The organism is Planosporangium flavigriseum (genome assembly GCF_011947225.1).
GTDB classification, from domain to species: Bacteria; Actinomycetota; Actinomycetes; order Mycobacteriales; family Micromonosporaceae; genus Planosporangium; species Planosporangium flavigriseum.
Genome location: NZ_JAATVW010000002.1, coordinates 133,907 through 158,788, shown reverse-complemented (window position 1 = coordinate 158,788; position 24,882 = coordinate 133,907). Strand labels below are relative to the sequence as shown.

Genomic DNA, 24,882 nt, shown 5'->3' with positions numbered 1-24,882 from the left:
TGACGGGCGGGAGAGTTCGAGATTGGAAAGGAGGCGAGCGGTATGACGACAGTTCCAGCGGAGTTCGACGCGGCTGTCCAACCGGCTGGCGCCGAGCTGACCCCGCTCGCCGAGTACCTGTCCGGTGTGCTGCGAGGGCTTCGGCCCCTGCCGGCGCTCGATCTCGACCTGACCCAGGCGCACGGCAACGTCCTCGCCGAGGACGTGCACGCGCCCGGTCCGTTGCCGGCGTTCGACCACGCGGCTATCGACGGGTACGCCGCGCGGTTCGAAGACATCGCGGACGCCTCGGCGGGCCGGCCGGTGCGCCTCAACGTCATCGGTGACCTCGGCGCCGCCAGCTGGCGGCCCGTACGCCTGACCCCCGGCACCTGCTTCTCCATCGGGGCCGGTGCCATGCTGCCCGCGGCGGCCGACGTGATCGTCCCGGCGTACCTCACCGACCAGGGCATGGCGGCGGTCGAGGTGTACGGGGCGCCGCCGAAGCGTGGGTACGGTCTGCGCCGGGCGGGCGACGAGATCCAGCCCGGCTCGCTGCTGGTCCGTGCGGGGACCTACGTCAGCCCGGCCATCGTCGCGCTCCTGGCCAGCTGCGGTATCGGCCACGTGATCGTGCGCCCCAGCCCCCGAGTGGTGATCGTGTCGACCGGCGATGAACTGGTCGATGTGGGGCGCGCCAGCCAACCTGGACAGCTCGTCGACGCCAACTCGCACGCGCTGACGGCGGCGGCTGCCGAGGCGGGCGCCCACGCGTACCGGGTGGGCATCTGCGACGACGACCCGGAAGGCCTGCGCGGTCTGCTCGAGGACCAGACTCTTCGGGCGGACCTCATCGTCACCACCGGGGGAACGGGCACCGGACCGGGTGACATGGTGCGGCGCGTACTGTCCAGGCGGGAGGGGCTGCGGCCACCGGTACATTTCACCGGCGTCTCGGTCTATCCCTGTACGTCGCTGGGTTACGGCGCCTTCTCGTCGATGGCCGGGGCCGAGGGCGTACCCATCATCTGCCTGCCCGGCGACACCGGCGCAGCGATGATCGGTTTCGAGGTGCTCGCTCGGCCGGTGATCCAAGTTCTCGCCGGTGCCGACCCGATCTTCCGGCCCAGCGTCCGCGCGCACCTGCTGGAGACGATCAAGTCGCCGTCGGGACTGCGCGAGTTTCGCCCGGCGTACGTCGCCGAACGGCGCGGTGGCGGGTACACGGTGGCGCCGCTCGCCGGTGGCCCGTACACGCTGTCCGGGCTGGCGGAGGCCAACGGCCTGATGGTGCTTGGCGAAAAGGTGACGACGGCGCCAGCGGGCTCCACAGTAGACGTATTGCTGCTGGACCGACGCCGGTGATGCAGCCCGGCTGGCCCGCGGTGCTCAGCGACGGAGCGGTCCTGCTGCGACCGTACCGTCGCGGCGACGCCCGGGCCTGGTCGGAGGTGCGGCGCGCCAACGAGGCGTGGCTGGCGCGCTGGGAGCCCACGCCGTACGGCTCCTGGTACGAACTGAACTCGCCCGCCGCGTTCCGGTCGGTCTACAGTGACCTGCGGCGCGCGGCCCGGCAGGGCTCGGCCATGCCGTTCGCGGTGTGCCTGGTCTCGGACGCGGGGGAGCGCCTCGTCGGGCAGTTGACGCTCGGCAACATCGTGCGGCGGGCGTTCTGCTCCGGGTACGCCGGCTACTGGGTGGACTCACGGGTCGCCGGCAGCGGCGTCATCCCGACCGCGCTGGCGCTCGCCGTCGATCACGCGTTCGCCGCCGGCGGCCTTCACCGCATTGAAGTCAACATTCGCCCGGAAAACCAGCCGAGCCGGCGGGTGGTGGAGAAGTTGGGCTTCCGCCAGGAGGCGTACCACGAGAGGTACCTGCACATCGACGGCGAGTGGCGCGACCATATCGGATACGCGTTAACCGCGGAGGACGTTTGCGCAGATGGCGGTCTGTTGGCGCGTTGGCATCGCTTGCGCGCCACTGCGTGATCACCCTTTCGGCTTTCCGCTGACAGCCCATCAGGCACAAAAAGTTCGTAACGCTAATACGCAGCGTGGCGTCGAAAAATAATCGACCTCACGACGTAACCTCGTGCATTGGAGTTGCCGTCTGGTAACTCTTCTTTTGCCATACAGGTGTGACGGGAGGGGTGAGGGTGCCGACCTCGGTGCTCCTCGCCGTCCTCGCCGCCGCAGGCCTGCTGGCGCTCGCTCCGGCTCTCGTTCGCCGGTACGACGCCACCGAGCGGCTGGTGGCGGAGCGGGCGCTGTCAACGGCGCGCGTACTGGCCCGCATCGGAGGCCAGACGCACCGCCGTCGCCGCACCGTGCCCGGAAAGCGGCCGGTGAACCCGCCGCGCTTCATCGTGGCCCGGATGAGCGGTGGGGTCCCCGTGGGCGAGCCTGCCCTCGCTGTGGTCCCCGATTCGGTCTCGCCTTCGGGCCCCGATGATTCGGAAGAGTCGGGCTCAGTTCGCCGTACGCCGAAGCGGGCGCCCATGCGCCTGCGCCACACCCCCGCGGTCTACCGCCGCCGGCGGGTGTTCGCCGCGCTGCTCCTGCTCAACCTGGTCGAGCTGGTCGGCGTGATCGTCGTCGGTCCCGGCTTCTGGATCAGTACCGCCGTCACCGGGACGCTCCTGGTCGCGTACATGGTTCACTTGCGCCAGCGGGCGATCGTGGAGCAGCGGCGACGCCGGGAAGAGGCGCGCTACGCGGCCTGGGTCGCCGCCCGGCAGGCCGCCATCCGCCGCGAGCAGGCCCGGCGGGCTGCGGCGCGCCGGGAGGCGCTGCGCCGGCAGCTGCAGGAGCGCGAGGAGACCCGCCGGCAGGCGGTCCGGCTCGCTGCGCAGTCGGCGGTACGCGGGCGTGCGTACGAGGCCCGGGCCGTGGGGCAGGACTGGTGATCGGGTTTTCGTCGCTGGCGCGTCGCGGCGAGCCGATTCGCGGTTTGTCCTCCGCACCTGCTAACCTGGTCGCCGGTCCGCTACTAAGAGGTAGCTGATCAGCAAGGGGCTGTGGCGCAGACTGGTAGCGCACCTCGTTCGCATCGAGGGGGTCAGGGGTTCAAATCCCCTCAGCTCCACCCGCAGGAAATGGGTCGTCTCCAAGATTCGGAGACGGCCCATTTCGCGTCCGTACGGCAGCGGAGTACAGCAGCAGTCATGATCCGTCCAGGCTCTCGCCGAGCCGCTTGAGAGCGTCGCGGGTCTGCTTGGACGAAACCTGGGTGTAGCTCTCCATCGTGACCTTGAAGTCCGCGTGCCGAAGGATCTGCATCGCGACCCGAGGATGCACGTCGAGATCAGCCAGGAGGCTCGCGCAGGTCCGCGCCCGGGCTTTGGGGATCGCCACTGCAGGTGCTGGTCAATGCATATGTTTCCCATTATGTAGGACAAGCATCCTACATAATGGCATGGGCGTGCATGATCGGAAGCATGTCTGACAGCGACGTCGTGATCGTGGGTGGAAGCATGGCCGGGTTGCAGGCCGCTCTGACGCTCGGGCGGGCCCGGCGCCGGGTCGTGCTCGTCGATGACGGCCAGCCACGCAACCGGCCAGCGCGTCACGTTCACAACTTCCTCGGCCAGCTTGCGCCGACCCCCGCGGAGCTACTGGCATCGGCACGCTCCATGCTGGCGCCCTACGACGTCACCCTGGTATCCGACCGGGTGGAAAGCATCCAGCCGGTGGCGGACGGTGTGCCGCGGTTTAAGGTTTCGACCCGTCAAGGGGGCCAATGGTCGGCTCGATCGATCGTGCTCGCGACTGGGCTGACCGATGAACTCCCGCAGGTGCCGGGGATCTCGCAGTGGTGGGGTGACCAGGTGGTGGCCTGTCCGCACTGCCACGGCTGGGAGGTCCGAGACCAACCGCTTGCCCAGCTCGCAATACGAGGACTCCCGGCGCGGGGAGTCCAGCGCGCGTTGCTGTTGAGCCGGTGGAGCAACGACGTCCTGCTGTTCACCGACGGCGACGAGCTCGGCGGCGAAGACCTGGCACGCCTGGCCGCCGCCGGGGTGGGGGTGCGCACCGAACGGGTCCGTAGTGTCAAGCAGCATGCCGAGGGACTTGACCTCGTACTGGCCGACGGTGAGGCGATCGTCCGCCGGGCGGTCTTCGTCGTCACCCGCCAGCACCAACAAAGCGACCTCGCTGCGCGGCTCGGCTGCCGCTTGATTTCAGACGGTCCAAACGCCGGCGGTGTAGGGATCGACGCGGTCGGGCAGACGAGCGTCCCGGGCGTGTGGGCAGCCGGCACCACGGCGAACCCGGCACTACTGGCGATCGGCGCCGCCGGCCACGCCAGCACCGTAGCCATTGCCATCCACGCGGCCCTCTTAGACCAGGACATCGATACTGCGGTGCGGACGTATCCCTGACATCTACAGCTGAAATCAGCCGAGTTGGATGACCGCAGGCGAGCCCGGACCGACGGGGCGATCGGCCTGGACGTGAGGAACCTCGGCGGACACAGTGGGCCACGTCAGAAGAGCCTTACAGCGGAGGGTCACGACCTGGGGCAGATCCACGATGCGAACAGTTCCCAGTTCTCCGCTGTCAGATATCGCCCGCCGTGATGGGCCCTTCCGCCGCAGAGTGGTAAATGGGCGAGTCCAATGATTGGCTGGGTTTGCCTCGACGCATCGACTCACGGCGAAGCTCGCGGGCCGCCTGCTTTCCAGATTCCAGCGCAGATTCGCGCCTCCGGCTACGGAGTGCCCTAATTGTGAAGGTCATGACGAGAACGCTCAGCACCACGGCCGTGAGGTATCCCGCCATGCCTTCAGGCTAAGCACCGGGTCAAGAGGGCCGTTGCCCCCACCAACACGAACCGACTGGATGAGCCGCGACGAAGCGCCCTGCCTTCGTGACTGGGTCACCGATCACCTCCAGCCGGAGGTCTGATGCCCGACTGGCAACTGGAGGCCCAACCGACAGTCCAGGTGTCACACCACCGTTGATCGTGGATTGGTCGGCCCTGCTCGTCGGTGAACAGCAGCGCCACCGGCCGCCGTTTCGCGTTGGCGCGCGGGCTCTACTCGATTCCCTGACTTAGACTCGACTCGCTGGGAGGGTACGCCCTCCGGCGCTTATCCACAGGTTTCGAGCATTGCTCCAAGACGACGGCCCCAGGAATACCCTGGGGCCGTCGTCTGTGCATCTTCTGCCATCTACGCCAGGCAACCTACCTCACGAACAGGGCGATGACGCTCCCGACCGCAGTCACCAGAGCAGCCAGCGCCATCACTAGGCGGCGAACCTCGGTCAGATAGCGAATGGCTTGGGGCTGGCTTGAGGCGCCTTTGCGGGTCACGTTGCCCACGCTCACTCCTTTCCCTCGAACAAACCGGGTGGCATGAGCGATCAAGCTGGCGTGACTTGCCAAAAACGATGTTTGTAAACCACCCACGGCGTACCACCAACTGTCCCAAGTGCTTGTGTTTGATCGAGCATTCGTCGCACACCATATGGAGCGAAGGCCGGTACATCCGCCTGATCAGTGCCGATCTATCATCACGGTGGGTGTATGGGGTTTAAATCCCCTCAGCTCCACCGCAGTGAGAAGGCCGCTCCCGTCGGGGGCGGCCTTCTTTGATCGGCTGGGTCAGCGGCTGACCGTCGTCGGATCAGGCGCCGGGTGCGCGGTAGTCGACGCGCTGCTTGACCGCCTGGTCGACCTCTGCTGGGGTCAGCAAGGCCACGGTCTTGGTGGTGACTCCACCGGATGCGCCGATCGCGAGAGCGACGGCGGCGGCGGTCTTGGTGTCGGGCAGTTCGCAGATCACGTACGTGTCGGGCTCGCCGAACGCGAAGTCGTACGACTCCAGGCGCCCGCCGACACTTTCGGCCATCCGCCGGACCGCCTCGACGCGCCCGCTGCCCCCGTCCTTGAGCAGTCCGCGGAGTCCGTCGAGCGTGAACCTCCCCTGGATGAGGAATCTTGGCATGGAGATCACCTCCTTCCAATCAAGCGTAGTTACGGGAGCCGTGCCCGGCGCCACGTCCGAACCTGCCGCGGCACCCCCATTTGGGGTGATCCCGATGGCGGGAACGGGTGGCAGCGAATCCGCCGCCACTCCTAAACGCCGGGGCCGCGTTGCCCGGGCGATCACGATCCATCGGGGAGTGGTGGCGACCCGCCCACGAACCGATCATGTAGCTGGCCGGCGACGGCGGGATCGGCCTCGTCGTCACCGGCTTGCGTGATCAGTCCACCGGCCTGGCCCAGTAGGGCGCGAGCCTTGGCCAGTGGCAGGAATGCGACCGGGGCGCTGATGCCGTGGTAGGTGGTAACCAGCGCGAGGAACGCTTCGTCGGCGGGTTGCTGCTGGAGCCAGGCGCTCGCCCGGCTTGTGCCGTGGATAATCTCGACGGCGTCGCTTTTGTGCGTGCCGCCGATGGCTGCGCGGCAGCGTCGAGACGCACACCAGCCTGGATGCTCTAGGTCCATTGCTACTCCCAAGGTCGAGAAGGCGTGCGATCTGAAGGTGCATTCCGGCGGGCCTGATCGCCGCGGCCCGGGAGGGATTGGCCGCATCACTCGCCCGGGTTCATCGAGGATTTCACCCGTACGCCGGTAGGCGCCTTGTCTCGGTAGGGGAAGATCTGCCCATGTACCCGGTCACCCTCACCGGCCGCGTCGTCGTGCTTCGGGAATTCCGGCGGGACGATGTGGATGCCGCGTTCGCGATCGTCGGTGACGAGGACGTGACCCGATGGCTCTCGTTTGACGTCCATGACCAAGCCGCTACTCAAGCGATGATCGACGGAGTTGTCGAGCGGGCTCAGGCCGTCCCGCGGACCGAGTACTACCTTGTCGTGACCCTGCCCGGTGACGAGTTGATCGGGTTCGCGCGTCTGGGGCTGGACGGCGTACAGGCGGCGAAGCTCGGGTACGCCATCCGGCACGACCAGTGGGGCCACGGCTACGCCACCGACGCCGCTCGTGCCCTGGTCGACTTCGGCTTCCGCCAACTCGGCCTGCACCGAATCTCCGCCGCGATCGGTCCCGACAACGAGGCGTCGATCGCGGTCGTCAAGCGGCTTGGCATGCAGTACGAGGGACGCATTCGGGACCACGTCTTCACCAATGGATCCTGGCGTGACTCGCTGCTCTACTCCGTCCTCGCAGCCGAGTGGGAAGCGTCCTCCGCTGTATCGTTGCGGCGCTAGATGAGCCTTGCTCTCTCCCTCCGAGGCTTTGCAGAGTCCGCGTCGGGAGCGGCCTTCTTTGATTGGGTACGGCAGTGGCCTTGATCGTCTGCACTGGCGTCAGTCGCTCAGCCAGTTGAAGCGGGTTTCCGGCGCGGGGGTCGCTGCTGCGTGGCCCGGGCGGCGACGGGGAAGGTACCCGTACTGCGCGAAGACGCGTTGAGCGCCGAGGCGACTTGAACACGGCTCCAGCTCCCCGCAGGTTGTGCACCGACCGCCTGCATCGGAGCGGAGGTGGCGGTCGAGGAGTACCTGGGCCGCGAAGACGCGCTCGACGGCCGCCGCGCTCAGGTAGACGTCACCCATTACCGGCCACCGTCCATCCTGATGCCCGCAGACCTGCCGCAGGCCGGGCAGGTGAGCGTGACTCCGCAGGCTCTACACCACCGTGTCTTGACCTTGAAGGCAAACAGGCCGGCGGCGAAGCCCGCCGCCAGCGCTGAGCATGCGGCCGTGAGCAGCACTGCCATCTCAGCTCCCGGATGAGAGGTGGTGTACCTGATGAGAGGTGGTGTACCTGCTAGGGAGGGCCAGTCCACTTGCGCCCAGGTTGACCGACACCTCGTAAGACGCCCGCGCGGTGTCCAGCAGCAAACGACCCATGACTGACTCCCATCAACTAGGGCCCGCCCGCCGGGGGCGATCGCCAGCGTGACCAACTTGGCTAGTCATACGGCCCTGAATGGAAGGTAGCCAGCTTGGCTAGTCATCTCAAGACGAGCGGTTCAAGATTCTTCTAGCTTGGCTAGCCAGGACGTATCCTGAGCAGGTGATCCCACCGGACATCAAAATGCCGGGCCTGGATCCGGACGACCCACGGCCGGCGTCGCAGCAGATCGCTAACCACCTGCGTGCGGCGATCTTGACTCGGAAGCTTGAACCAGGTGTGCGGCTGCCGTCGCAGCACGAGCTCGCCCGGCGGTATGGCGTGGCCCGCGAGACGATCAAGTCCGCGCTGCGGGTTCTTACCTCCGAAAGACTCATCGTCACGAGGCAGGGGAGCGGGGCCTTCGTCCGGGCCCGCACTGAGCGGCCGGTCGGCCTCCGGCCCCACGTCGAAGCGGCCTTCGATCGGCAGCACGTTGCGATCGACTTCGCGGGGTTCTCTGGAGAAACACTTCATGGGCTCTTGCAAGAGCCGCTCGACAAGATCCGAGCCGGTCAACGTGCACCGGAGTCGCTATCGATCCGGATTCTCCTGCCGGACATGAGCGGGCCTGCCGCCGTCCCGACGAGGGCGGACACGGGGGGTGACGACGCGATGCTGAGGGAGCGCGCTGAGCGGATCGCGCGGCGCCACACTGAGGCGATCGTGGAGTCGGTGCGCGAGTTGAAAGACCTCGGCCTAATGGCCAGCGCAACGGCCGAAGTGCGGGCGCACCGGGCCGCCACTCTCTTTAAGCTCTACCTTCTCAACAACGAAGAAGCCTTCTTCGGCTTCTACCCGATCGTCACCCACGACGTCACTGTCAAGGGCGAGAAGTTGCCTATGCACGACGTCCTTGGCAAGGACGTCCCGCTCTTTCACTTTGCCGTCAGTGACGACGACGCCGCCGAGTCAACTCAGTACGTCGAGCAGGCTCGGTTCTGGTTCGACAGCGTTTGGTCAACGATCGCCCGAGAGTATCCGGCATGAATGTAATCAGCCATGCTGGCCTTGGCTCCGTAATGAGGCACACCAAGAACTTGCTCCTGGACTTCGATGGCCCTATCTGTAGCATCTTCGCCGGCCGTCCAGCGTCTCTGATCGCATCCGAAATCCGAGAACTAATCCGCGATCACGATGACTCGGTGCCAGAACACCTCCTAGAGCAAGATGATCCGCTCCAGCTCCTGGGCGTCACGCCTCTGCTTGGAAATGTGGCGCTCATGCAACAGGCCGATGAGGTGCTTCGGCAGGCGGAAATCGATGCGGCTGGCACGGCGGAGGGCACGCCGCACCTGCTGGACGTGCTTCAAGCCGCACGTGAGAAGGGCCTGTCACTTGGTGTCGTCAGCAACAACTCAGTCGAAGCCGTCATGGCCTACCTCGAACGGCATGGTCTCGCATCTAACTTCGTAACGGTCGTTGGGCGCTACAAGGGCATGGACCCGCGGCTCCTGAAGCCCAACAGTCACCTGGTCGTGCGGGCGATGATGAGGATGGACGCTCCACATTGGAGCACCACGCTCGTGGGGGACTCGGCTACCGACATAGCTGCGGCGCATTCGGCGAGTATTCGCTGCGTTGGTTACGCCAATAAGCCTGGGAAGCGGGGCCGTCTCGCGGCTGCAGGTGCTGATGCCGTGGTCGAGAGCATGGCCGAGTTGGCCCGAACTATTGCTCCTATGTCTGCGATGTAGGAACTAGGTCGTTGCCAGCTTGTTGTCAGATCGGACATTGGGCAAGAGGTCGGAGATTCCAAGGGGAAGCGATCGCCGTGCAGGGCGCCCCGGTTACGTCTCAACCTTCAAGATAGTCTGCCACCGCCGTTTCGTGAACGCGCGCCATGGCAGCATGATCGGCCCGTAGTCGTAGCTCTGAAGCACGCGCCTTGAGTATCTGGTAATCCTTTTCGAGTTCCTCTCTGCGCATGCTGGCGGCCTTCAATTCATCTTCAAATAGACGAAGTAACTCATCATTTTCTGATTCAGTGAGATTTTCCTTGGCTAGAGCCACTCGTCGTGCGATCTCATGTGCATAACCATCTGCCTCATGCAGCTCTTTCTCTGTTCTTCTAAGCAGGTGTAAGCCACGGTCCGCTTCATCACGAGCCATCTGCTCTGCCTGAGTTGCCTGCATCACTGCCTGTCGTGCTGCAGCTCTTTTAGCTGCCCTTACACGCTCGACGTTCGGAAGCTTCTCGGCCTGCCGTATGGTCTCTGGGCTTACCTTGGTCTCAAGGTGTTCGCCCGCATGGCGCAGGAACGTTTTCGTCTGCATCACTATGAGACGAGCGCCCACCACCTCACGGACCTCTTCGGCAAGTTCTGGGCGTGCCATGATGGTTTTGCCTTTAACTCGCAAGTACCAGTCGTCTTTAGTGTCCCCTGTTACGAAAACGAGAAATTCAGTTTTCCTTCGCTGGGCCTCCTTTAAGGTTTGGCTCCAGACTAGGTAGTCGCCGTGAGGATCCTCCTTTGATGCATCCTTGAAACCCGGGGGACGTTGCGCATTGATACGTGCGTCTGCTGCTGCGCGAGCGGCAGCCTCTTCCTCGGCAGATTCGAAGGCTGCACCGACCTTGTCGGAAAAGATCGATTGTAGTAGCGACAGAATAGGGTCATCCGATATCGCGTCGCCTAAGCCATGCCGTTTCCGAAGCGTTTCGATCTTGCGACGCACGGGCTCCATGCTGTTACGAACTAGCCCTATAAGCTGATCACGTTCGTGATCCGAAAGCGCTGCCCGATTAGCTAGCTCGCGAATTTTATTCTCCAGGTCTCTCTCGTAGACTTCACGATGGCCGCCGAGAGTTTCGAGCACGTTGTCGTATGCTGCTCGATGTTCTGCAATCACTCCAAACCGGGTCTTATGGAACTCATATGCGACTTGATCGGGGATCCACAGGCGTTCTTGAAGTCGGCTAAGTACGGTCAATAACTCCTCGCGTGCTTGAGGAGCAAACCGGTACGCACTCAGGAGGACGTTGGTGTCGAGCACGATCAGCCCTTTAGTCATAGCTGATCTGAGAGTGTCAGCGTCAGGGGCGAGATAGCTACCGAACCGGTCACTCAGGCCTGGCATTGACCCTTAGCCCTCCAAAGTCTGGGATGGTAGACCGACCCCCACTTTGCCCTCAGCATCTGCTGGAGCATCTAGTCATCATCTTCTAGTGACCAGGCGGCTAGCTAGCCAATATGTTCGGCTCTTCGGTCAGCGTGTTCCGGCTCACACGTGCCGAGTCCCGGCTGACACGCTGTGCGAGTGACGGTGCTCGTTTACGCCTGGGTCGTGGTCTTCTGTTTGAGGCGTTCGTAGGGGGTCTGGCCGCCGAGCCCGCCGACGGCGCGACGCCAGACAGCAAGAAGCCCCGGGCCGCCTCGATCGGCAGCACGGGGCAAGGACAAGGAGGACCGGCCTACGGCCGGACTCATCAGAAGCGAAGACGCTTCCGGCGGGGGCCTCCGGCTCCGGGATGGGGGAGAAGCCATCCCGCCCGCCGACGACCCAGGCAGAGCCGAGCAGACCGGGACCGGGGCGCCAAGGTCGTACGTCCGGCAGGGCGCTCCACCTTGGCGCCCCAGCCCCGGCCCGCTCCCCGGTGGGTGGGTCGACAGCAGACGGGATGGCTTAGGCACGCCAGGACTCTGTCCTCGATCTAGCGACGCGCGCATCCTGGTTATGTCGTGCCCATGTCCTATAGTCAAGATTGGCCTGATATCCGCTGGCAACTTGGAGTCAGATTGCTAGCCGGAAGTCTTCCACCTTCTGTCGAATTACGGTGGCCGGATCCTGCCCCTTAGCCTTATTGTTGAACATTTGTGTCATATCCTCATCGCTAAGGACGAGCAGCATCTTGTTGTGTAGGATCCACTGCTCTCTTCGAGTCTGATCGGCCGATCGGTCACTGCCCTTGCGTGTGACTATGATTCCGAACAACCCTGTGCCATGATGTGTCATGTAGTTACATATCTGTAGTACATGGCACTTATTGACGCCTCCTGCAAGGTTCTTGGCGTCGACCACGATGTAGTCGGCTCGATAGTGCACCCGAAGAAATTGCCAGAATCCCTCGCTGACGTAGTTAGGGATTACGAAATCGCGTCGGTTGACCTTCGATTCGTTGACGCTTTCCTCTAATGGGGCGTCTAATGGGGGACAAAACAATTGCTCAAAGGCTTGCCTGCACAATTTTTGGTACAGGGACCAGTTCTCCCTTCCGGGCGGGAGAGATTTGATCCGTTCCAGGATGGACGTCCTTGGTGGCTCAGGAATCTCGGAAGTGGCGCCTTCGGGAGGTCCTGGTAGAAGCCTTCTGGCCCAATCTTCGAGTCCAGCCTTGCGGGCCTGCTGCCAGATGAAGTCGCGATCCCAGACGGCGATCCCGTACGCACTTAGGTGCTCGCGCTTATCTGGTGTTATATAGTCTGGAATTGCTAGAGTTACGTGTACGGATTTGCCTTTGTATGCAATTTTGGCGCTTTCTCGGTAGTCCAGTAGTTGCTGTCGGATGGCCTCAAGTCGTTCAAGGGTCTGTGGCGCCTCGCGCTTTACTTCGATTATTTCTGCAGTTTCCCCGCTTATGGTGATTAGGTCCGGGCGAAGTCGGCGATGCTCGGCAGTCCGAATTACCGGTTCGGAAAAAAATCGTGACTTCCGGCTGCTGGTTGCTAATGATGGCCTGGAGAAGCTCGACGATTTCTATTTCTCTAAATTGCAAATGGTATCTTTCTCCGCTCACTGGCTTCATCTCCCGTGTGCCGGCTACAAGTTGAGCATCGTTAATGCTCCGATCCTAGGGTCCGGCAGTCGGCACCATAGTCGCCCTCGCCGGACAGCAGGCTCCGGGATAGTTGGACAAGCATGCAGTCACGGTGGTAGCTGGCTCCTTGGCCGGCGCGGTGCCTGACGGAGCCAGGATCACTGGGAACAGATCCGGCACAACTGACAGCCGCCAACAGCGACAGCAGCTGTCAACGCCGGAAGTCTTCGCAGGTCAACCGCAACGCACGTCCCGTTGGCCGATCTCCACCGACGTTTGGATGTTGTTGCGGGTTCGAGTCCCGCAGTTGCGGCTGCTCAGCGTCGATCGATGGGGCGTAGTTGACCCTGAGCGGCGGGGTCAGCATGGTCCGGTGAAGGTGACGGGATGACTCCTTCGGCTGACATGGGTGCCCGTTGAGAACAAGATCATTGGGTATACATCCGGTACAACGGAGAGTGAACAATGGCAACAGGCGTTGTCAGAGGTTGGCAAGGACGTGCCTGGTAGCAGTGCAAGTTGACCTGATGGTTGCCGATCGATCGTCACCGTGGGTGTATGGGGTTCAAATCCCCTCAGCTCCACCACAAGTGCTCGGGGCCAGCGGAAGCGCTGGCCACAAGACTTCTGGCCCACCTAGCCATAACCTTGCGGTTTCGGCGAGCGTCGCCGCGTGTCGACGGCATCCCGCAGCGCGGCCACGTTTCGGCGGAATCAGCTAGGGCGCGGTCCGTCGAGTAGCTCGTCGAGCTGCTGCCCCGCCTGCCGTACGAGTTCGTCCCGCTCCCGCTGGTCGAGCTGCTCGTAGTGCGACCAGAACCGCCCGAACGCCGCTCCCAGTTCGTCGCCGTACGCGTCCGACATGGCGGCCTGACGCAGGTCGACGTGGCCGCTCAGGACTCCTTCGGCCATCTCCCGAAGCGGTCCCTCGGGGCCGTCTGCGAGCTTGCTGAGGCTGGCGCGCAGCAGCTTGGCCAGGCGGGGATCGTCGCCGACCAGCTCGTACACGCTGTCGTGCATGGCGGACCTCCTGCTTCAGCTTGCCGCCGCGACCACGGGGTGGCGGTAGGCGGGGTAGCCGGACGGCTCGGGTAGATCTGCCCCGTACAGCTGGGACAGGTTCACCTCGATGAAGCCGACGGCGCCCTGCACCACACCGTAGAGGGCGTTCATCGCGGACGTGCCCTTGTACCAGAGGTCGAGGATCCGGGCCACCTCGTAGGCGGCGACCCCGTATCCGATGACCGCGCCGACTCCGGTCTCGGCGGTGACGGTGCCGGCTGCGGCAGCGATGCCTGCGACGACGGCTGAATCGATCATGCCTTTGACCCAGCCTGTCGCCGCTTCCGAGAAGCTGTAGACGCCGTGGGCGATGGACTCGAACTGCTTCGAGATCTCCCGCATCGGGCCGATCAGAGCGTTGATGCCGCTCGCGAGGCCGGTGAAGTGTGCATAGCCGGCATCAGCGGCGGCGCCTTGCCAGCCGCCTCGCAACGCGATGGCGCCCCCTTGCACGTTGTACCCCAGGTCGTGCAGTGCGTCGGCCGCCCGGCCGATCGCCACACCCGCATTGGCGACGGCCTTCCAGTCACCGAGGAGGAACTCGGCGATCTTCTCCAGCGGGTTGAAGCCGAAGACGAAGTCGAAGCCCTTCAGCGCCGAGTTGGACACGCTGATGTCGTCCAGGAAGGCCAGCGGGTGTGTGAACTCCACGTCGTCGACCGGCTTCAGGCGCGCGGACGGTTCTCGCGAGTCGAGGAAGGACGGAGCGCACGCGTTGGCTGTCCACTCTTCTTCCAGGGCGGTCGGTATGGTCGCGCACCGGCCCGGCACGGTGGCGTCCGCTCGCGCGGCGGCGGCCGCGTCGGTGTTCCGGTAGTAGCTCGCCGCCTCGGAAAGCCCCTCCTCGCTGGCATGCAGGATGCGGGCTACCTTGTCCGCCATTGTGATCGCCGCACTCATCGAGCCGGTGTACGCGTTGCGTACCAGCTCGATGAGGGCCCCGTCGAAACCGCCGGATCCCTTGTACTGATCGAGATAGTCCCGCACGCGAGCGGCGTCGTCGGCGCCCCTGCTCACCTGGCCGGCGTAGCCGCCGAGCCAGGCCGGCTGTACAGCGAACGTCACCGATGCCTCCCCGAGACCAGGTCAGGACAATTGGGTGACGAGGAAGAACTCCACGAACCCGACGACTGTGCAGCCCGCCGCCAACAAGCCCAGTCGCCGCGACGACGCGATGTTCCTGTTGGGCAGGACGCCGATTGCGAGCACGCCACCGGCCAGCATCACCAGGCAGCCGGGCGCTGCGGCCCAGGAGACGTTGCCGAGCGCCATAGACAGGAACCCGGAGAGGCCTACCATCCCGAAAAGGATGGACAGGCAGGCGGCGTAGAGGCGGATCCGCCAGATGGCGTGGCTCTCCGTCTCTGCTGCCAACTGACGGCGCACATCCGCCATGAAGGTACGGCGGTACGACACACTCGCTCCTCGGTGATCACGCTGGCGGCTGCAGCCTATCCGTAAGCCTCAATAAAGTAGTCCCGCGTCACGGCGTCGGGACTGATCCGGCCGCGACGGGGCATGAGCACGTCGCCCAGGCCCGGGCGACCGATCAGGAGCGGCACACCCCTCAAGTACCATCCTCGGGTCCAGTCCATCGACAGAGGAGCATGTATGGCGCGCGTGGTGATCGCTGAAGACGACCCAGACCTCCTCGAGTCGTACTCGCGGATCCTTGCGCGTGCCGGCCACGACGTCGTCCAGTGCCCGGATGGCAGCGCAGGGTTGACCTGCGTGCGGGAGCACCGGCCGGATCTGCTGCTCGCCGATGTGGTGATGCCGGGCATGACCGGCCTGGAGTTGGCGTCCGCGGTCAAGGCTGACCCGGAGCTCGCGGAGATCCCGATCATCTTGGTGACCGGCGGTTGGGCCGAGATGGACGCTGCCGAGCTGCCGAAGGTCGCGCGCCTGCTGCGCAAGCCCGTCGCGCCGCAGGATCTGGTCGGCCAGGTCGAGAGCGTGCTCGCCGACGGTCGGCGTTATCACGTCTGGTTGCCGTCCCAGCGGACCCAGCCGGCCGATGACAGTACCGCGGTCACTGGCCAGGAGCGGTAAGGGGAGCGCGGGGCTACCGCGTAGGCCCGGGGCCCCGGTCCTGGTCGGCGACGAGCGTGTCGTGCAGGCCGGTCTGGCGTAGCTGGGCGGCGACGAAGCCGTTGGCGTTGCGGACGCCGAACCCCAGACGTCGCTGCTGGGCGGCGTTGTGGCCGGCGGCCAGGGCGCCGATGCCGGTCGAGTCGATGAACGTCACGTGGAGCAGATCAACCATGATCTTCGTCGGCATCAGGTGGGCGGCGGTGTCGATGAGGATGTTGCGCAGTCGGGTGGAGGTTTCGAGATCGACCTCGCCGCGGACCTCGACGAGCACGCTTCCGTCAGGAGCCCGACGGGTGTAGATCAATGCGGGTGGCATCTTGCTTGTCGATCTCTCTCTATGCGTTACGTGTTGGCGGCATCCACCGTACGCCCCAGTTGAGGGCCGGACGAACGGCTCGCAGTGGGTAACCCTAACGGCCAACTGCTGAGACTGCATGCAGGGGTGAGTACTGGCTGGTCGCGCCCCGAATCGGCCCTTGATCGGTCATCTGGACATCTCGACATGGCCGTTCGTATGACTAGGATGACCGAACTATGGACATAGCAGTCCCCGAAGGGCAGTCAAAACTGCGGATCACCGTCGAGCCGGCCGGGCACAACCAGGTGGTAGTGCTGGTAGGCGGCGAACTCGATCTGGCAACTGCCGACCAGTTCCGGACGGCCATCACTGCAATGCTCAATCGCGGAGACGTGCACGCCATCGGTGTCGATCTTCGCGAGTTGGACTTCATCGACTCCACCGGCGTCGGGACGCTCGTGGTCGCCCAGCGCATCAGCGCACAGGTAGGCGTCCGGTTCCGGTTGATCGCTGTCAGCGCCTTCGCTGCGCGCATCCTCCGCGTGCTGGGCGTCGACGTCATGCTCGGACTTCCGGAGGCCCGCATCGATACGAGCGCCGTCGTCGGCGTCGACTGACGGCGCCGGCGCCCAATCGGCTGCGGCTCAGCTGGCCGTGACTGCGGCGGCGCTCGCTGCGATCGCGCCGGCGATCACGGCTGCCTCCACCGCTTCGATGGCCTTGCGGACGGCGTCAGCCGGCCAGCTGGCGTCGGAGATGGCCCGGAGGCGTTCGCGTACCTGCCTTTTCGGCAGGCCGGGGAAGGCCACAGCCTCCAGCCGTACGGCTCTGACCAGAGAACACAGGGCGGCGGTCCGGGGATCAACCGGGCCGCCGCCATTCACTGCCGCTAACAGTCGTTGCCGCGTCTCGGTTTCCGGTGCCGCCTGTGCGCCGGTGGCTGCCGGGTAGTGGGTACGAGGGAAGATCCACAGGACCTTGTGCTGATCGCGCCGGAGTACGCCGGCGTCGACCATGCGGTGCAGGTATTGGTCGCGCAGGCCCTTACTGAGGCGGGTGACCCAGTCCTGTGGCTTGCGCCGCTCCGTACCGATGCGGGCGAGGGCCCCGTCGATCACCGGGTCCCCGGTCGGCCGCGAGTCGATCACGGCAACCCGCTTGTCCGCCACGTCGACCCGGCCGGCCAGCGTCAGCTCCATGAGGAGCGCTCCCGCCAGGCCGTAGTCCAGCGACTGTCCGCTGATCTTGAGGGAGCCGGCGTCGTCGTACGCCAGCAGGAGCAGTTCCTCGGCGAGGTTGATCTTCACGGCCCAAGGGTAGATCCGAGCGGCAACTGAAGTCGTGAAGATCGGTAGCGGCAATTGCTCTGGCCCTGCGGAACGGCCGTGGAAGACTAGGCTGCTGGGGGTGGAGTGGTCACGCGCCCAAGGGATTCGGGCCATCGGGAAGCGGGCCATGCTGTGACGGACAGGGTCGATGTCGCGGTCCGCCGGATAGCGGACCAGACGGTGGTCGCCGCGAGCGGCAGTATCTACTTCGATACCCATGAGGCGTTGAAGGAGACGCTGGTGGCGCTCGCCGCCGAGGAGAAGCCCCGCATCATCTTGGATCTCACCGAGGTCGATCTGTGCGACTCGAGTGGGCTCAACATGATGGCTCAGACTCACCTGATGGCCACCCGTAACGGGGGCTGGTTACGGCTCGCCGGCGTACAGCCGATCGTTCGGCAGGTCCTCGACGCCACCCACCTCACGCGCATGCTGCCGCTCTACGACACGGCCGAGCAGGCGATGGAGGCGCCGGGTTAGGTCCACAGTAGATTCAGGTCACCGAGAATCCGCCGTCGACGAAGATGGTCTGGCCGGTGACGTATTCGCATGCTTGGCTGGCGAGGAAGACCGCGAGCCCGGCGAAGTCGGTGGTTACGCCGTTGCGGCCGGTCATCGTCCGGCCCGCGGCCGCGCTGGCGCGCGCCGGGTCGGCGAAGATGGCTTCGGTCATTGGCGTATCGACGATGCCCGGCGCGATCGCGTTGCAGCACACGCCGTACCGCGACCACGCCTCGGCCTGCGAGCGGGTGAGTCCGGCGAGGCCGGCCTTGGCGGCGCCGTACCCGCCGCTGTTGCCGTACGCCCGAACCGCCTGCTGTGAGGCGATGTTGATGATGCGTCCCCAGCCGCGCTCGGCCATGCGCGGGCCGAACCGCTGGCCGAGTAGGAACGGCGCGTCGAGGTTCACCGCGAAGATGCGGTCCCAGTCCTCCAGCGTGAGCTCGGCCAACGGTGGCCGGGGGTTGATCGCGGCGCAGTTGACGAGGATGTCCGGCTCGCCCAACAGTTCTGCCGCCTCGTTCGCGGCGGCGGCCAGGGCTGTGTGGTCGCCGAGGTCGACCGCCACGTAGGCGGCGCGGGGGAGGGCCCGGGCAGCATCGCGTAGCCGGGCCTCGTCGCGAGCGAGCAGGACCACTCCGGCGCCGGCGAGGGCGAGCGCTTCCGCGATCGTCCGCCCGATGCCGGAGTTTCCGCCGGTCACCACGGCCACCCGCCCCTGAAGGGAGAAGAGGTCCTCGAGGTAGCTCATTCGGAGATCATTTCCGAAGATCGGGGTGGGTGGAAGGGGTGGTAGCCGCGCGCAGGCCGGCGAGCAGGAGATCCAGGCCATACGCGTACTGCTTCGGGTCGTAGCTCGCCTCGGCCAGCGGCGCGGCGAGGGCGGCGAAGGTCGGGTACCGCTCGGCGGGCAGGCGTTCGAGCAGTTCGCGACCGACGGCCTGCGGCTCCACGCGCGGTGACGTCCACGCCGCCGAACCGATCGCGTAGTGCAGCAGGGTCAGGTGGGCCCGCGCGGCGTCGTCGGGGGCGAAGCCGGCTTCGACGAGTACGCGAAGTTGCGCCTCGGCCGCGTCGATCGGCGCGTTCCCGCCGAGCGGGCGGGCGACCAGGAGCCCGACCAGGCTGGGGTGCTCCCGCAGGGCGTGGTGGAAAGCCAGATTGATCTCCCGGATGCGGTCCCACCACGGGCCCTCGGTCCCGGCGCTGACCGACAGTCTGGCCAGGCCGTGCTCGCGCGCCGCGTCGAGGATCTCCTCCTTGGTGCGTACGTGGTTGTACAGCGCCATCGGCGCCACGCTGAGCCGGGCGGCGAGGGAGCGGATCGTCAGGGACCGGATGCCGTCGGTATCCATCAACTCCAGCGCGGCGGCGGCGATCGTGGCCCGGTCGAGGGTGTGCCGGGGCGCGCGGGCTTTGCGTTGAATCACGTGGTCATCCTCACAGACGTCCCAACGTACTAAGTACGTTAATGTGACCCGCATGCGAGCCATTCAAATCTCCCGATATGGTGGGCCGGAAGTGCTCACCCCCGTCGAGCTGCCTGACCCGCAGCCCGCCCCGGACCAGATCCTGGTCGAGGTGGCAGCCGCCGGTGTCAACTACGCCGACACCCACCTCGCCGACGGGTCCTACCTGAGCAGCCCCACGCTGCCGTTCGTGCCGGGCTCCGAGGTGATCGGGCGCGCGGCCGACGGCCGCCGGGTGATGGGCTTGAGTAACGGCGGAGGGTACGCGGAGAAGGCGCTCCTGCCCGCGGCGCTCGCCGTCGAGGTGCCGGCCTCGGTCGGGGACGGGGAGGCGCTCGCCCTCCTGGTCCAGGGCCTGTCCGCGTGGCACCTGCTGCGTACCAGCGCCCGCCTGGTTCCGGGCGAGAGCGTCGTGGTCAACGCGGCCGCGGGTGGCGTCGGGTCCCTGGCCGTCCAGCTGGCGAAGGCGTTCGGCGCCGGCCGTGTGATCGCGACCGCGTCAACGCCTGACAAGCAGAAGCTCGCACTGGACCTCGGGGCGGACGTCGCCGTCTCCGGCGACGCCGACGGGTACGCCGAGCGCGTCATCGAAGCCAACGGCGGCAAGCGGGTCGACGTGATCCTCGACGCGGTGAGCGGCCCGGTGTTCGACGCGGCGTTCGAGGCCCTCGGCCAGTTCGGCCGGCTCGTCACGTTCGGCGCCGCTTCCCGGCAGGTCGCGCAGCCGGTCGAGCCCGGCCGCCTGATGAAGCGCAACCTGTCGGTCGTCGGGTTCTGGCTGAGCCCGGCGCTCGCCGTGCCCGGCATGTTCGCCCCCGCGCTGACCGAACTGTTCGAGCTGGTCACCGCCGGGCGGGTACGCCCGATCGTCGGCGGCGAGTACCCCCTGGCGGACGCCCGCCGCGCGCACTCCGACCTGCTCGCCCGCAGGACCACCGGCAAACTCGTCCTGCGGCCTACGAGGGAGACCTGATGCTCGAATCCGTGCTGTACACGGCGGGCGCGATCGCCAACGGCGGTCGTGACGGCCGGGTCATCAGCGATGACGGCAACCTCAACCTGCGTGTGGCCACGCCCGTGGAGCTGGGCGGCGCGGGCGGCGCGACCAACCCGGAGCAGTTGTTCGCCGCCGGGTTCGCCGCGTGTTTCCACAACGCCCTGCTGCTGGTGGCGCGGCAGGCCCGCCAGGACGTCACCGGCTCGTCGGTCACCGCCCGGGTCGGTATCGGCAAGCTCACCGGCTCCGTCGGGTACAGCCTGCGCGTCGATCTGGCCGTGGAGCTACCGGGCGTCGCGCTGGAGGCCGCCCATGAGCTGATCGCCAAGGCCGACACGATCTGCCCGTACTCCAACGCGACCCGCGGCAACATCGTGGTGACCCACCAGGTGGGCTGATGTGTCGCGTGGGCCACGGGTTGGATGGCTCGGCGGTCAGATCCAGCGGCCGCCGAGCCACATGCGGGCGCTCCACTCCGCGTACGTGATGATCTTCCCGGTGTAGATCGGGTAGAAGTACGCGAAGCACAGCGCCACGAGCGCCACGTACAGCGCCGCGAAGATGGTGCCGAACAGTCGCCGGTCGGGCACCGGCCCGCCGCGCGCCGCAGGCGCCGGCCCGATGATGGCGCCGAGCACGTACACGACCGCGAGGACCAGGAACGGCACCGACGGCAGGGCGTAGAACACGAACATGGTGCGGTCTTTGATCTCGTACCAGAACCACGGCACGATGCCGGCGACCGCGCTGAGCCCGATCACCAGGGCCCGCCAGTCGCGCCGGCTCGTGCCGAACCAGACGAGCCCGACCAGGGCCGGCAGGAACGACCACCACAGCACCGGCGTGCCGAGCAGCAGCACCTCCGCCGAGCAGGTCGCGGCCCCGCACGGGCCGTCCTGGCTGTAGTAGAACGCCACCGGACGGCCCAGCAACAGCCACTGCCACGGCTCCGACTGGTACCGGTGGGTCTCGTGCAGGCCGCTGTGGAAGTTCAACGCCTGGACGTGGTAGTGGTACAGGTTCTGCAGCGCCCCGATCACCGGCAACTCGCGCTGGTGCAGATCCCGGGCTAGGTGGTGGCGGGCCCAGCCGTCGTCACTGAGGAACCAGCCGGTCCACGAGGCGAGATAGACCGCCCCGATGATCCCGACGACCGCCAGCACCCAGCCGAGTTCGTCGAGGAGCGTGTCGCGCCACGGGTGCCGGGCGCCGACGGTCCGCCGGACGCCGACCTCCCAGGCGACGATCAGCGCGATGAAGATCAGGATGTGCCACAGCGCGCTCCACTTGACCGCGGCGGCGCAGCCGAGCATCAGAGCCGCGCCCAGTCGCCACCAGGGCACCCCGAGGCGCGGGCGGCCGGCCCGTCCCGGCGCGGTCGGGTCGAGGCCGGCCTCCATCGCGGTGAGCCACCTGGCCCGCCGCTGGTCCCGGTCCATCACCAGGCACGCGAACGCGGCCAGGATGAAGGTCATCAGGAAGATGTCGAGCAGCGCCGATCGGGACAGCACGAAGTGCATGCCGTCGAGGGCCAGCAGCAGACCGGCGGCGCAGCCGAGCACGGTGGAGCCGAACAGCCGCCGCGCGGTCCGGATCAGGATCAGCACCGACAGCGTGCCGAACACCGCCGCGGCGATCCGCCAGCCGAACTCCCCGTTGGTGAGCCAGCCGCCGTGGCCGGCGCGCCCGAAGAGCCACTCGCCGGCCCCGATGATCCACTTTCCGAGCGGTGGGTGCACGACGAAGTCGCCGGTGTCGCTCTCCGGCCGCCACTCGACCCCGTGGTCGAACAGCTCCTGGCCCTCGGTCGCGTAGTACGTCTCGTCGAAGATCTTGCCGCGCGGGTGGGCGAGCCCGATCAGCCGCAGCGCCCCCGCGATGACCACGATCAGGGCTGTGGCCAGCCACGATCTCGGGTCGCGGGCGACGCGGGGCAGCAGGCGACGCCGCACCGCCTCCGGCACCGGGGAGCCGGCGCCGTTGTCGGGTCCCACCGCATCCGCCGTGGACGTCTCCATCGTCATCGCGGTCGATCCATCGTCGGTCGCTATGCCCGGGCTCACCCGGCGATCGTAGGCTGCACTTGCGACATATGCGCACCGGACAGCGACGAAGGAGACGCCGAGTGGCACTGATCTTGCTCGGCGCACCGCTCGGCAACGTCGGTGACGCCTCCACCCGGCTGCGCGACGTACTGGCCACGGCCGATGTCGTCGCCGCCGAGGACACCCGCCGGCTGACCCGGTTGGCGCGTGAACTGGACGTCACCGTGGCCGGTCGGATCGTGTCCTACTTCGAAGGCAACGAGCAGCGCCGGACCCCGGAACTGGTCGACGCCCTCACCGGCGGGGCGACGGTGGCGCTGATCACGGACGGCGGCATGCCGAGCGTGTCCGACCCCGGGTTCCGGCTGGTACGCGCGGCGCTGGACGCCGGGGTGCCGGTCACCTCCGCCCCCGGACCGAGCGCCGTGACCACCGCCCTGGCGCTTTCCGGCCTACCCTCCGACCGGTTCTGCTTCGAGGGTTTCCCACCCCGCAAGCCGGGCGAGCGGCGGACGTACTTCGCCGAGGTCGCCCGCGAGCCCCGCACCCTGGTCTTCTTCGAGTCTCCGCACCGGGTCGAGGACACCCTGGCCGACCTCGCCGCGGCGTTCGGCCCGGATCGCCCGGCGGCCCTGTGCCGGGAGCTGACCAAGACGTACGAGGAGATCCGCCGCGCCCCGCTCGGGGAGCTCGCGACCTCGGTCGTCGAGGACCCACCGCGCGGCGAGATCACGCTCGTCGTCGCCGGAGCGCCGGCCGTGCCCGCCGAGCCGCCCACCACAGCCGACCTGGTCGATGCGGTGGCCGCGCTCGAGGCGACGGGCACGTCCCGGCGGGACGCCATCGTCGCCGTGGCCGCCGAGCGTGGAGTACCGAAGCGCCAGGTCTACAACGCCGTCCACGCGGCACCGTGACGGTTACCAGGCGACGGCGATCGTCCCGAAGGTGATCAGGAGCGGGCCACCCAGGCTCAGCGCGAACGCGGTCATCCTGGCCCGCCGGCTCTCCAGACGACCGGCGCCGGTCGCCCAGGCGATACCCAGCCCGCACAGCACGACCAGGACGATGCCGACGATCCACCGCAGGTGCAGCGAGGTCGGGCGGCCCGCGTACGCGATGCGACCCTTGGCCGAGACCATCTGTGCCGTGACCTTCGCGCCGGGGCGCTGCTCCGCCCGGGGCAGCGCGCTGACCGCGACCCGGTCCCGGGAGAAGCTCGACCCCGCGAACGTGCCGACGCAGCGGGCCTGGAGGCCGTCGCCGACGCACTGCGTCACGGTCGCCGTGCCGCGCTGAGCGTGGCCGACCGCGAGCCAGAACGGGTCGGCGCTGACCCAGCCGAAGAACCCGGCCAGCAGCGCCAGCAGCACCAGCGCGGTCAGGCCCAGCGCAGGCGGCCGGGCCCTCTTCCGGACCCGCTTCGGCGCCTGTGTCGGGCGCTTGGCCGTCGTCCTCCGGCCGCCCCGCATCATCTCGATCTCGGCCGCCTGCCAGGCGGTACCCGCTTCCGGGTTCGCTGCGGCCTTCTCGTCCGCCGGTGTGGACTCGGGCTTCATGATGGGCACGGTGGGGCCGTCGCCCTCGGGCCACAGCGGGAAGCCGCCCTGTGGCCGGACAGCCGAGCCCTCCGGCTGCGCTGGGACGGCGGCAGGGGCGGCAGCGGGCACCGCGGCGGGGGGCATGGTGGGCGTAGCGGCAGTCGCAGGCTTCTCAGCGGCGGCTGCCGGTGCGGTATCGACTGCCGGCCGGACCGGCCCGGGCAGTTCGGCCGTGGGCGGTTCTTCGGGGGCGGGGGTACGGGTGGCGCGTACCGGCCCGCGCAGTTCCGCGGTCGGCGGTTCGATGGTGGGGTTGCCCGTGGGGCGTAGCGGCCCGCGCAGTTCCGCGGTCGGCGGTTCGATGGTGGGGTTGCCCGTGGCGCGGATCGGCGCCGTGAACTCGAAGGTGTGCGGCCCCACCGACCGCGCGTCCAGGGCCCGCCTCGGCAGGGTCTCCGCGGTCCGCTCCGGCTCGGCCGGCGGAGAGACTGCGGGCTGGGTGGCGGCCGGCTGCGAGTACGTGATGGTCGGCTTCATGGGCTGCGCCGCGTGCCGGCCGGTCCTGCCGGGCGCGGGGCCGGCGTCCGTGCCTTCGCCCGCCGAGCGCGCCTCCGGCGTTCGCCGGCGTCCACCCTCGCCGGGCCCCGGGGGAGCGCCCCCGGAGGTCGGCTGCTGGCGGAACTGGTCGGTGCGGATGACCTGGGTATCGTCATCCAGGGTCGCCGGGCGCTCGGCTGCGGCATCGCCCTCACCGCGCCACCAGCCACTGTTGGGGCTGGGCGCGGGCCAGGGGCGGCCGCCGTTGGGCGCGGTCGACTCGGGCAGCGGGGGTGTCGCGGGATCGGTCACAATCGTCATTGCACACCGTCAAGCGGCCGTCTCGGTGCAACTCGGGCCGCGTGTCGGCGTGGGAAATGTGCCGGTTCACGCGAGCGGGGCAACAGTCACT

Annotated in this window: 28 protein-coding genes, 1 tRNA gene and 1 pseudogene; 15 read left to right on the top strand and 15 right to left on the bottom strand. The window is 67.0% G+C overall.

From position 1 onward, the window contains the following. Nucleotides 1-42 precede the first annotated feature (42 nt). From HC028_RS03460 to HC028_RS03445, 4 genes are all read left to right on the top strand, one after another. Nucleotides 43-1,344 carry a molybdopterin molybdotransferase MoeA gene (locus HC028_RS03460; protein WP_168072655.1) on the top strand — a complete coding sequence of 434 codons (1,302 nt, stop codon included), beginning with the start codon at nucleotides 43-45 and terminating at the stop codon, nucleotides 1,342-1,344. After that, nucleotides 1,344-1,970 carry a GNAT family N-acetyltransferase gene (locus HC028_RS03455; protein WP_168073352.1) on the top strand — a complete coding sequence of 209 codons (627 nt, stop codon included), beginning with the start codon at nucleotides 1,344-1,346 and terminating at the stop codon, nucleotides 1,968-1,970. The genes HC028_RS03460 and HC028_RS03455 overlap by 1 nt, the downstream gene beginning before the upstream one ends. 167 nt (nucleotides 1,971-2,137) lie before the next feature. After that, the gene (sepX, locus tag HC028_RS03450) at nucleotides 2,138-2,887 is read left to right on the top strand and encodes a divisome protein SepX/GlpR (protein WP_205861006.1); all 750 of its coding nucleotides are present in this window, start codon (nucleotides 2,138-2,140) and stop codon (nucleotides 2,885-2,887) included. A 105-nt stretch (nucleotides 2,888-2,992) separates the two neighbouring features. Beyond that, a tRNA-Ala gene (locus tag HC028_RS03445) sits at nucleotides 2,993-3,066 on the top strand. A 77-nt stretch (nucleotides 3,067-3,143) separates the two neighbouring features. Here the strand turns inward: HC028_RS03445 and HC028_RS03440 are convergent. Beyond that, nucleotides 3,144-3,311: pseudogene (locus HC028_RS03440) on the bottom strand (site-specific integrase); the annotation flags it as partial. Nucleotides 3,312-3,418: 107 nt separating this feature from the next. Here HC028_RS03440 and HC028_RS03435 point away from each other — a divergent pair. Beyond that, nucleotides 3,419-4,363 carry an NAD(P)/FAD-dependent oxidoreductase gene (locus tag HC028_RS03435; protein WP_168072652.1) on the top strand — a complete coding sequence of 315 codons (945 nt, stop codon included), beginning with the start codon at nucleotides 3,419-3,421 and terminating at the stop codon, nucleotides 4,361-4,363. A gap of 806 nt (nucleotides 4,364-5,169) precedes the next feature. Here the strand turns inward: HC028_RS03435 and HC028_RS03430 are convergent. The 4 genes from HC028_RS03430 to HC028_RS28340 all read right to left on the bottom strand — a co-directional run bounded on the left by HC028_RS03430 (nucleotide 5,170) and on the right by HC028_RS28340 (nucleotide 6,722). Beyond that, on the bottom strand, nucleotides 5,170-5,307 hold the full coding sequence (locus tag HC028_RS03430; RefSeq protein WP_168072650.1) for a hypothetical protein: 138 nt from the start codon (nucleotides 5,305-5,307) through the stop codon (nucleotides 5,170-5,172). A gap of 304 nt (nucleotides 5,308-5,611) precedes the next feature. Next, a complete protein-coding gene (locus HC028_RS03425; protein ID WP_168072648.1) occupies nucleotides 5,612-5,932 on the bottom strand; it encodes a GYD domain-containing protein in 321 nt (106 codons plus the stop codon). A 161-nt stretch (nucleotides 5,933-6,093) separates the two neighbouring features. After that, nucleotides 6,094-6,435: a hypothetical protein gene (locus tag HC028_RS03420; RefSeq protein ID WP_168072645.1), complete on the bottom strand. Its 342-nt coding sequence runs from the start codon at nucleotides 6,433-6,435 to the stop codon at nucleotides 6,094-6,096. A gap of 86 nt (nucleotides 6,436-6,521) precedes the next feature. After that, nucleotides 6,522-6,722: a hypothetical protein gene (locus tag HC028_RS28340; protein ID WP_239075315.1), complete on the bottom strand. Its 201-nt coding sequence runs from the start codon at nucleotides 6,720-6,722 to the stop codon at nucleotides 6,522-6,524. Here HC028_RS28340 and HC028_RS03415 point away from each other — a divergent pair. The 4 genes from HC028_RS03415 (at nucleotide 6,630) to HC028_RS03400 (ending at nucleotide 9,539) form a co-directional block, all read left to right on the top strand. After that, complete coding sequence (locus HC028_RS03415; RefSeq protein ID WP_239075309.1) at nucleotides 6,630-7,157, top strand: GNAT family N-acetyltransferase; 528 nt, start codon at nucleotides 6,630-6,632, stop codon at nucleotides 7,155-7,157. The genes HC028_RS28340 and HC028_RS03415 overlap by 93 nt on opposite strands. Before the next feature lie 273 nt (nucleotides 7,158-7,430). Beyond that, nucleotides 7,431-7,682: a hypothetical protein gene (locus HC028_RS03410; protein ID WP_168072640.1), complete on the top strand. Its 252-nt coding sequence runs from the start codon at nucleotides 7,431-7,433 to the stop codon at nucleotides 7,680-7,682. Between the two features lie 304 nt (nucleotides 7,683-7,986). Further along, nucleotides 7,987-8,832 carry a winged helix-turn-helix domain-containing protein gene (locus HC028_RS03405; protein WP_168073350.1) on the top strand — a complete coding sequence of 282 codons (846 nt, stop codon included), beginning with the start codon at nucleotides 7,987-7,989 and terminating at the stop codon, nucleotides 8,830-8,832. A 155-nt stretch (nucleotides 8,833-8,987) separates the two neighbouring features. Further along, nucleotides 8,988-9,539: an HAD family hydrolase gene (locus tag HC028_RS03400; protein WP_239075288.1), complete on the top strand. Its 552-nt coding sequence runs from the start codon at nucleotides 8,988-8,990 to the stop codon at nucleotides 9,537-9,539. Between the two features lie 100 nt (nucleotides 9,540-9,639). On the opposite strand, the gene HC028_RS03395 is transcribed toward HC028_RS03400, so the two are convergent. From HC028_RS03395 to HC028_RS03380, 4 genes are all read right to left on the bottom strand, one after another. Continuing rightward, the gene (locus HC028_RS03395; RefSeq protein ID WP_168072636.1) at nucleotides 9,640-10,839 is read right to left on the bottom strand and encodes a PIN-like domain-containing protein; all 1,200 of its coding nucleotides are present in this window, start codon (nucleotides 10,837-10,839) and stop codon (nucleotides 9,640-9,642) included. A gap of 2,476 nt (nucleotides 10,840-13,315) precedes the next feature. Beyond that, nucleotides 13,316-13,621 (bottom strand): hypothetical protein, encoded by a 306-nt coding sequence (locus HC028_RS03390; protein ID WP_168072633.1) that lies wholly within the window; start codon nucleotides 13,619-13,621, stop codon nucleotides 13,316-13,318. A 15-nt stretch (nucleotides 13,622-13,636) separates the two neighbouring features. Further along, nucleotides 13,637-14,728: a WXG100 family type VII secretion target gene (locus tag HC028_RS03385; protein ID WP_168072631.1), complete on the bottom strand. Its 1,092-nt coding sequence runs from the start codon at nucleotides 14,726-14,728 to the stop codon at nucleotides 13,637-13,639. A 21-nt stretch (nucleotides 14,729-14,749) separates the two neighbouring features. Beyond that, nucleotides 14,750-15,079, bottom strand: a complete 330-nt coding sequence (locus HC028_RS03380; protein WP_168072628.1) for a hypothetical protein — start codon at nucleotides 15,077-15,079, stop codon at nucleotides 14,750-14,752. A 195-nt stretch (nucleotides 15,080-15,274) separates the two neighbouring features. On the opposite strand from HC028_RS03380, the gene HC028_RS03375 reads away from it, so the two are divergent. Continuing rightward, entirely contained in the window at nucleotides 15,275-15,715 is a 441-nt protein-coding gene (locus tag HC028_RS03375; protein WP_168072626.1) for a response regulator, read from the top strand. A 13-nt stretch (nucleotides 15,716-15,728) separates the two neighbouring features. Here HC028_RS03375 and HC028_RS03370 read toward each other — a convergent pair whose 3' ends face one another. Continuing rightward, nucleotides 15,729-16,073 carry an STAS domain-containing protein gene (locus tag HC028_RS03370; protein WP_168072624.1) on the bottom strand — a complete coding sequence of 115 codons (345 nt, stop codon included), beginning with the start codon at nucleotides 16,071-16,073 and terminating at the stop codon, nucleotides 15,729-15,731. Nucleotides 16,074-16,291: 218 nt separating this feature from the next. On the opposite strand from HC028_RS03370, the gene HC028_RS03365 reads away from it, so the two are divergent. After that, nucleotides 16,292-16,672 (top strand): STAS domain-containing protein, encoded by a 381-nt coding sequence (locus HC028_RS03365; protein WP_168072622.1) that lies wholly within the window; start codon nucleotides 16,292-16,294, stop codon nucleotides 16,670-16,672. 27 nt (nucleotides 16,673-16,699) lie between these two features. Here the strand turns inward: HC028_RS03365 and HC028_RS03360 are convergent, their stop codons facing one another. After that, nucleotides 16,700-17,362 (bottom strand): GOLPH3/VPS74 family protein, encoded by a 663-nt coding sequence (locus HC028_RS03360; protein WP_239075287.1) that lies wholly within the window; start codon nucleotides 17,360-17,362, stop codon nucleotides 16,700-16,702. Between the two features lie 153 nt (nucleotides 17,363-17,515). Between HC028_RS03360 and HC028_RS03355 the strand changes: the two genes are divergently transcribed. Beyond that, on the top strand, nucleotides 17,516-17,863 hold the full coding sequence (locus HC028_RS03355; protein ID WP_168072617.1) for an STAS domain-containing protein: 348 nt from the start codon (nucleotides 17,516-17,518) through the stop codon (nucleotides 17,861-17,863). A gap of 13 nt (nucleotides 17,864-17,876) precedes the next feature. Here HC028_RS03355 and HC028_RS03350 read toward each other — a convergent pair whose 3' ends face one another. Together HC028_RS03350 and HC028_RS03345 are read right to left on the bottom strand one after the other, a co-directional pair. Next, nucleotides 17,877-18,635, bottom strand: coding sequence for an SDR family NAD(P)-dependent oxidoreductase (locus tag HC028_RS03350; protein ID WP_168072614.1), 759 nt, complete (start codon nucleotides 18,633-18,635; stop codon nucleotides 17,877-17,879). A gap of 7 nt (nucleotides 18,636-18,642) precedes the next feature. Then, on the bottom strand, nucleotides 18,643-19,314 hold the full coding sequence (locus HC028_RS03345) for a TetR/AcrR family transcriptional regulator C-terminal domain-containing protein (RefSeq protein ID WP_168072612.1): 672 nt from the start codon (nucleotides 19,312-19,314) through the stop codon (nucleotides 18,643-18,645). 91 nt (nucleotides 19,315-19,405) lie between these two features. Here HC028_RS03345 and HC028_RS03340 point away from each other — a divergent pair, with 91 nt between their 5' ends. Further along, the gene (locus HC028_RS03340; protein ID WP_239075286.1) at nucleotides 19,406-20,326 is read left to right on the top strand and encodes a quinone oxidoreductase family protein; all 921 of its coding nucleotides are present in this window, start codon (nucleotides 19,406-19,408) and stop codon (nucleotides 20,324-20,326) included. Then, nucleotides 20,326-20,748: an organic hydroperoxide resistance protein gene (locus HC028_RS03335; RefSeq protein WP_168072607.1), complete on the top strand. Its 423-nt coding sequence runs from the start codon at nucleotides 20,326-20,328 to the stop codon at nucleotides 20,746-20,748. Before HC028_RS03340 ends, HC028_RS03335 begins: the two co-directional genes overlap by 1 nt. A 36-nt stretch (nucleotides 20,749-20,784) precedes the next feature. Here HC028_RS03335 and HC028_RS03330 read toward each other — a convergent pair whose 3' ends face one another. Then, nucleotides 20,785-22,374: a dolichyl-phosphate-mannose--protein mannosyltransferase gene (locus HC028_RS03330; RefSeq protein WP_168073348.1), complete on the bottom strand. Its 1,590-nt coding sequence runs from the start codon at nucleotides 22,372-22,374 to the stop codon at nucleotides 20,785-20,787. A 101-nt stretch (nucleotides 22,375-22,475) separates the two neighbouring features. Here HC028_RS03330 and rsmI point away from each other — a divergent pair, with 101 nt between their 5' ends. Beyond that, entirely contained in the window at nucleotides 22,476-23,309 is an 834-nt protein-coding gene (gene rsmI, locus HC028_RS03325; RefSeq protein ID WP_373313822.1) for a 16S rRNA (cytidine(1402)-2'-O)-methyltransferase, read from the top strand. Between the two features lie 3 nt (nucleotides 23,310-23,312). On the opposite strand, the gene HC028_RS03320 is transcribed toward rsmI, so the two are convergent. Then, nucleotides 23,313-24,791, bottom strand: coding sequence for a hypothetical protein (locus tag HC028_RS03320; protein ID WP_168072603.1), 1,479 nt, complete (start codon nucleotides 24,789-24,791; stop codon nucleotides 23,313-23,315). Between the last annotated feature and the right edge of the window lie 91 nt (nucleotides 24,792-24,882).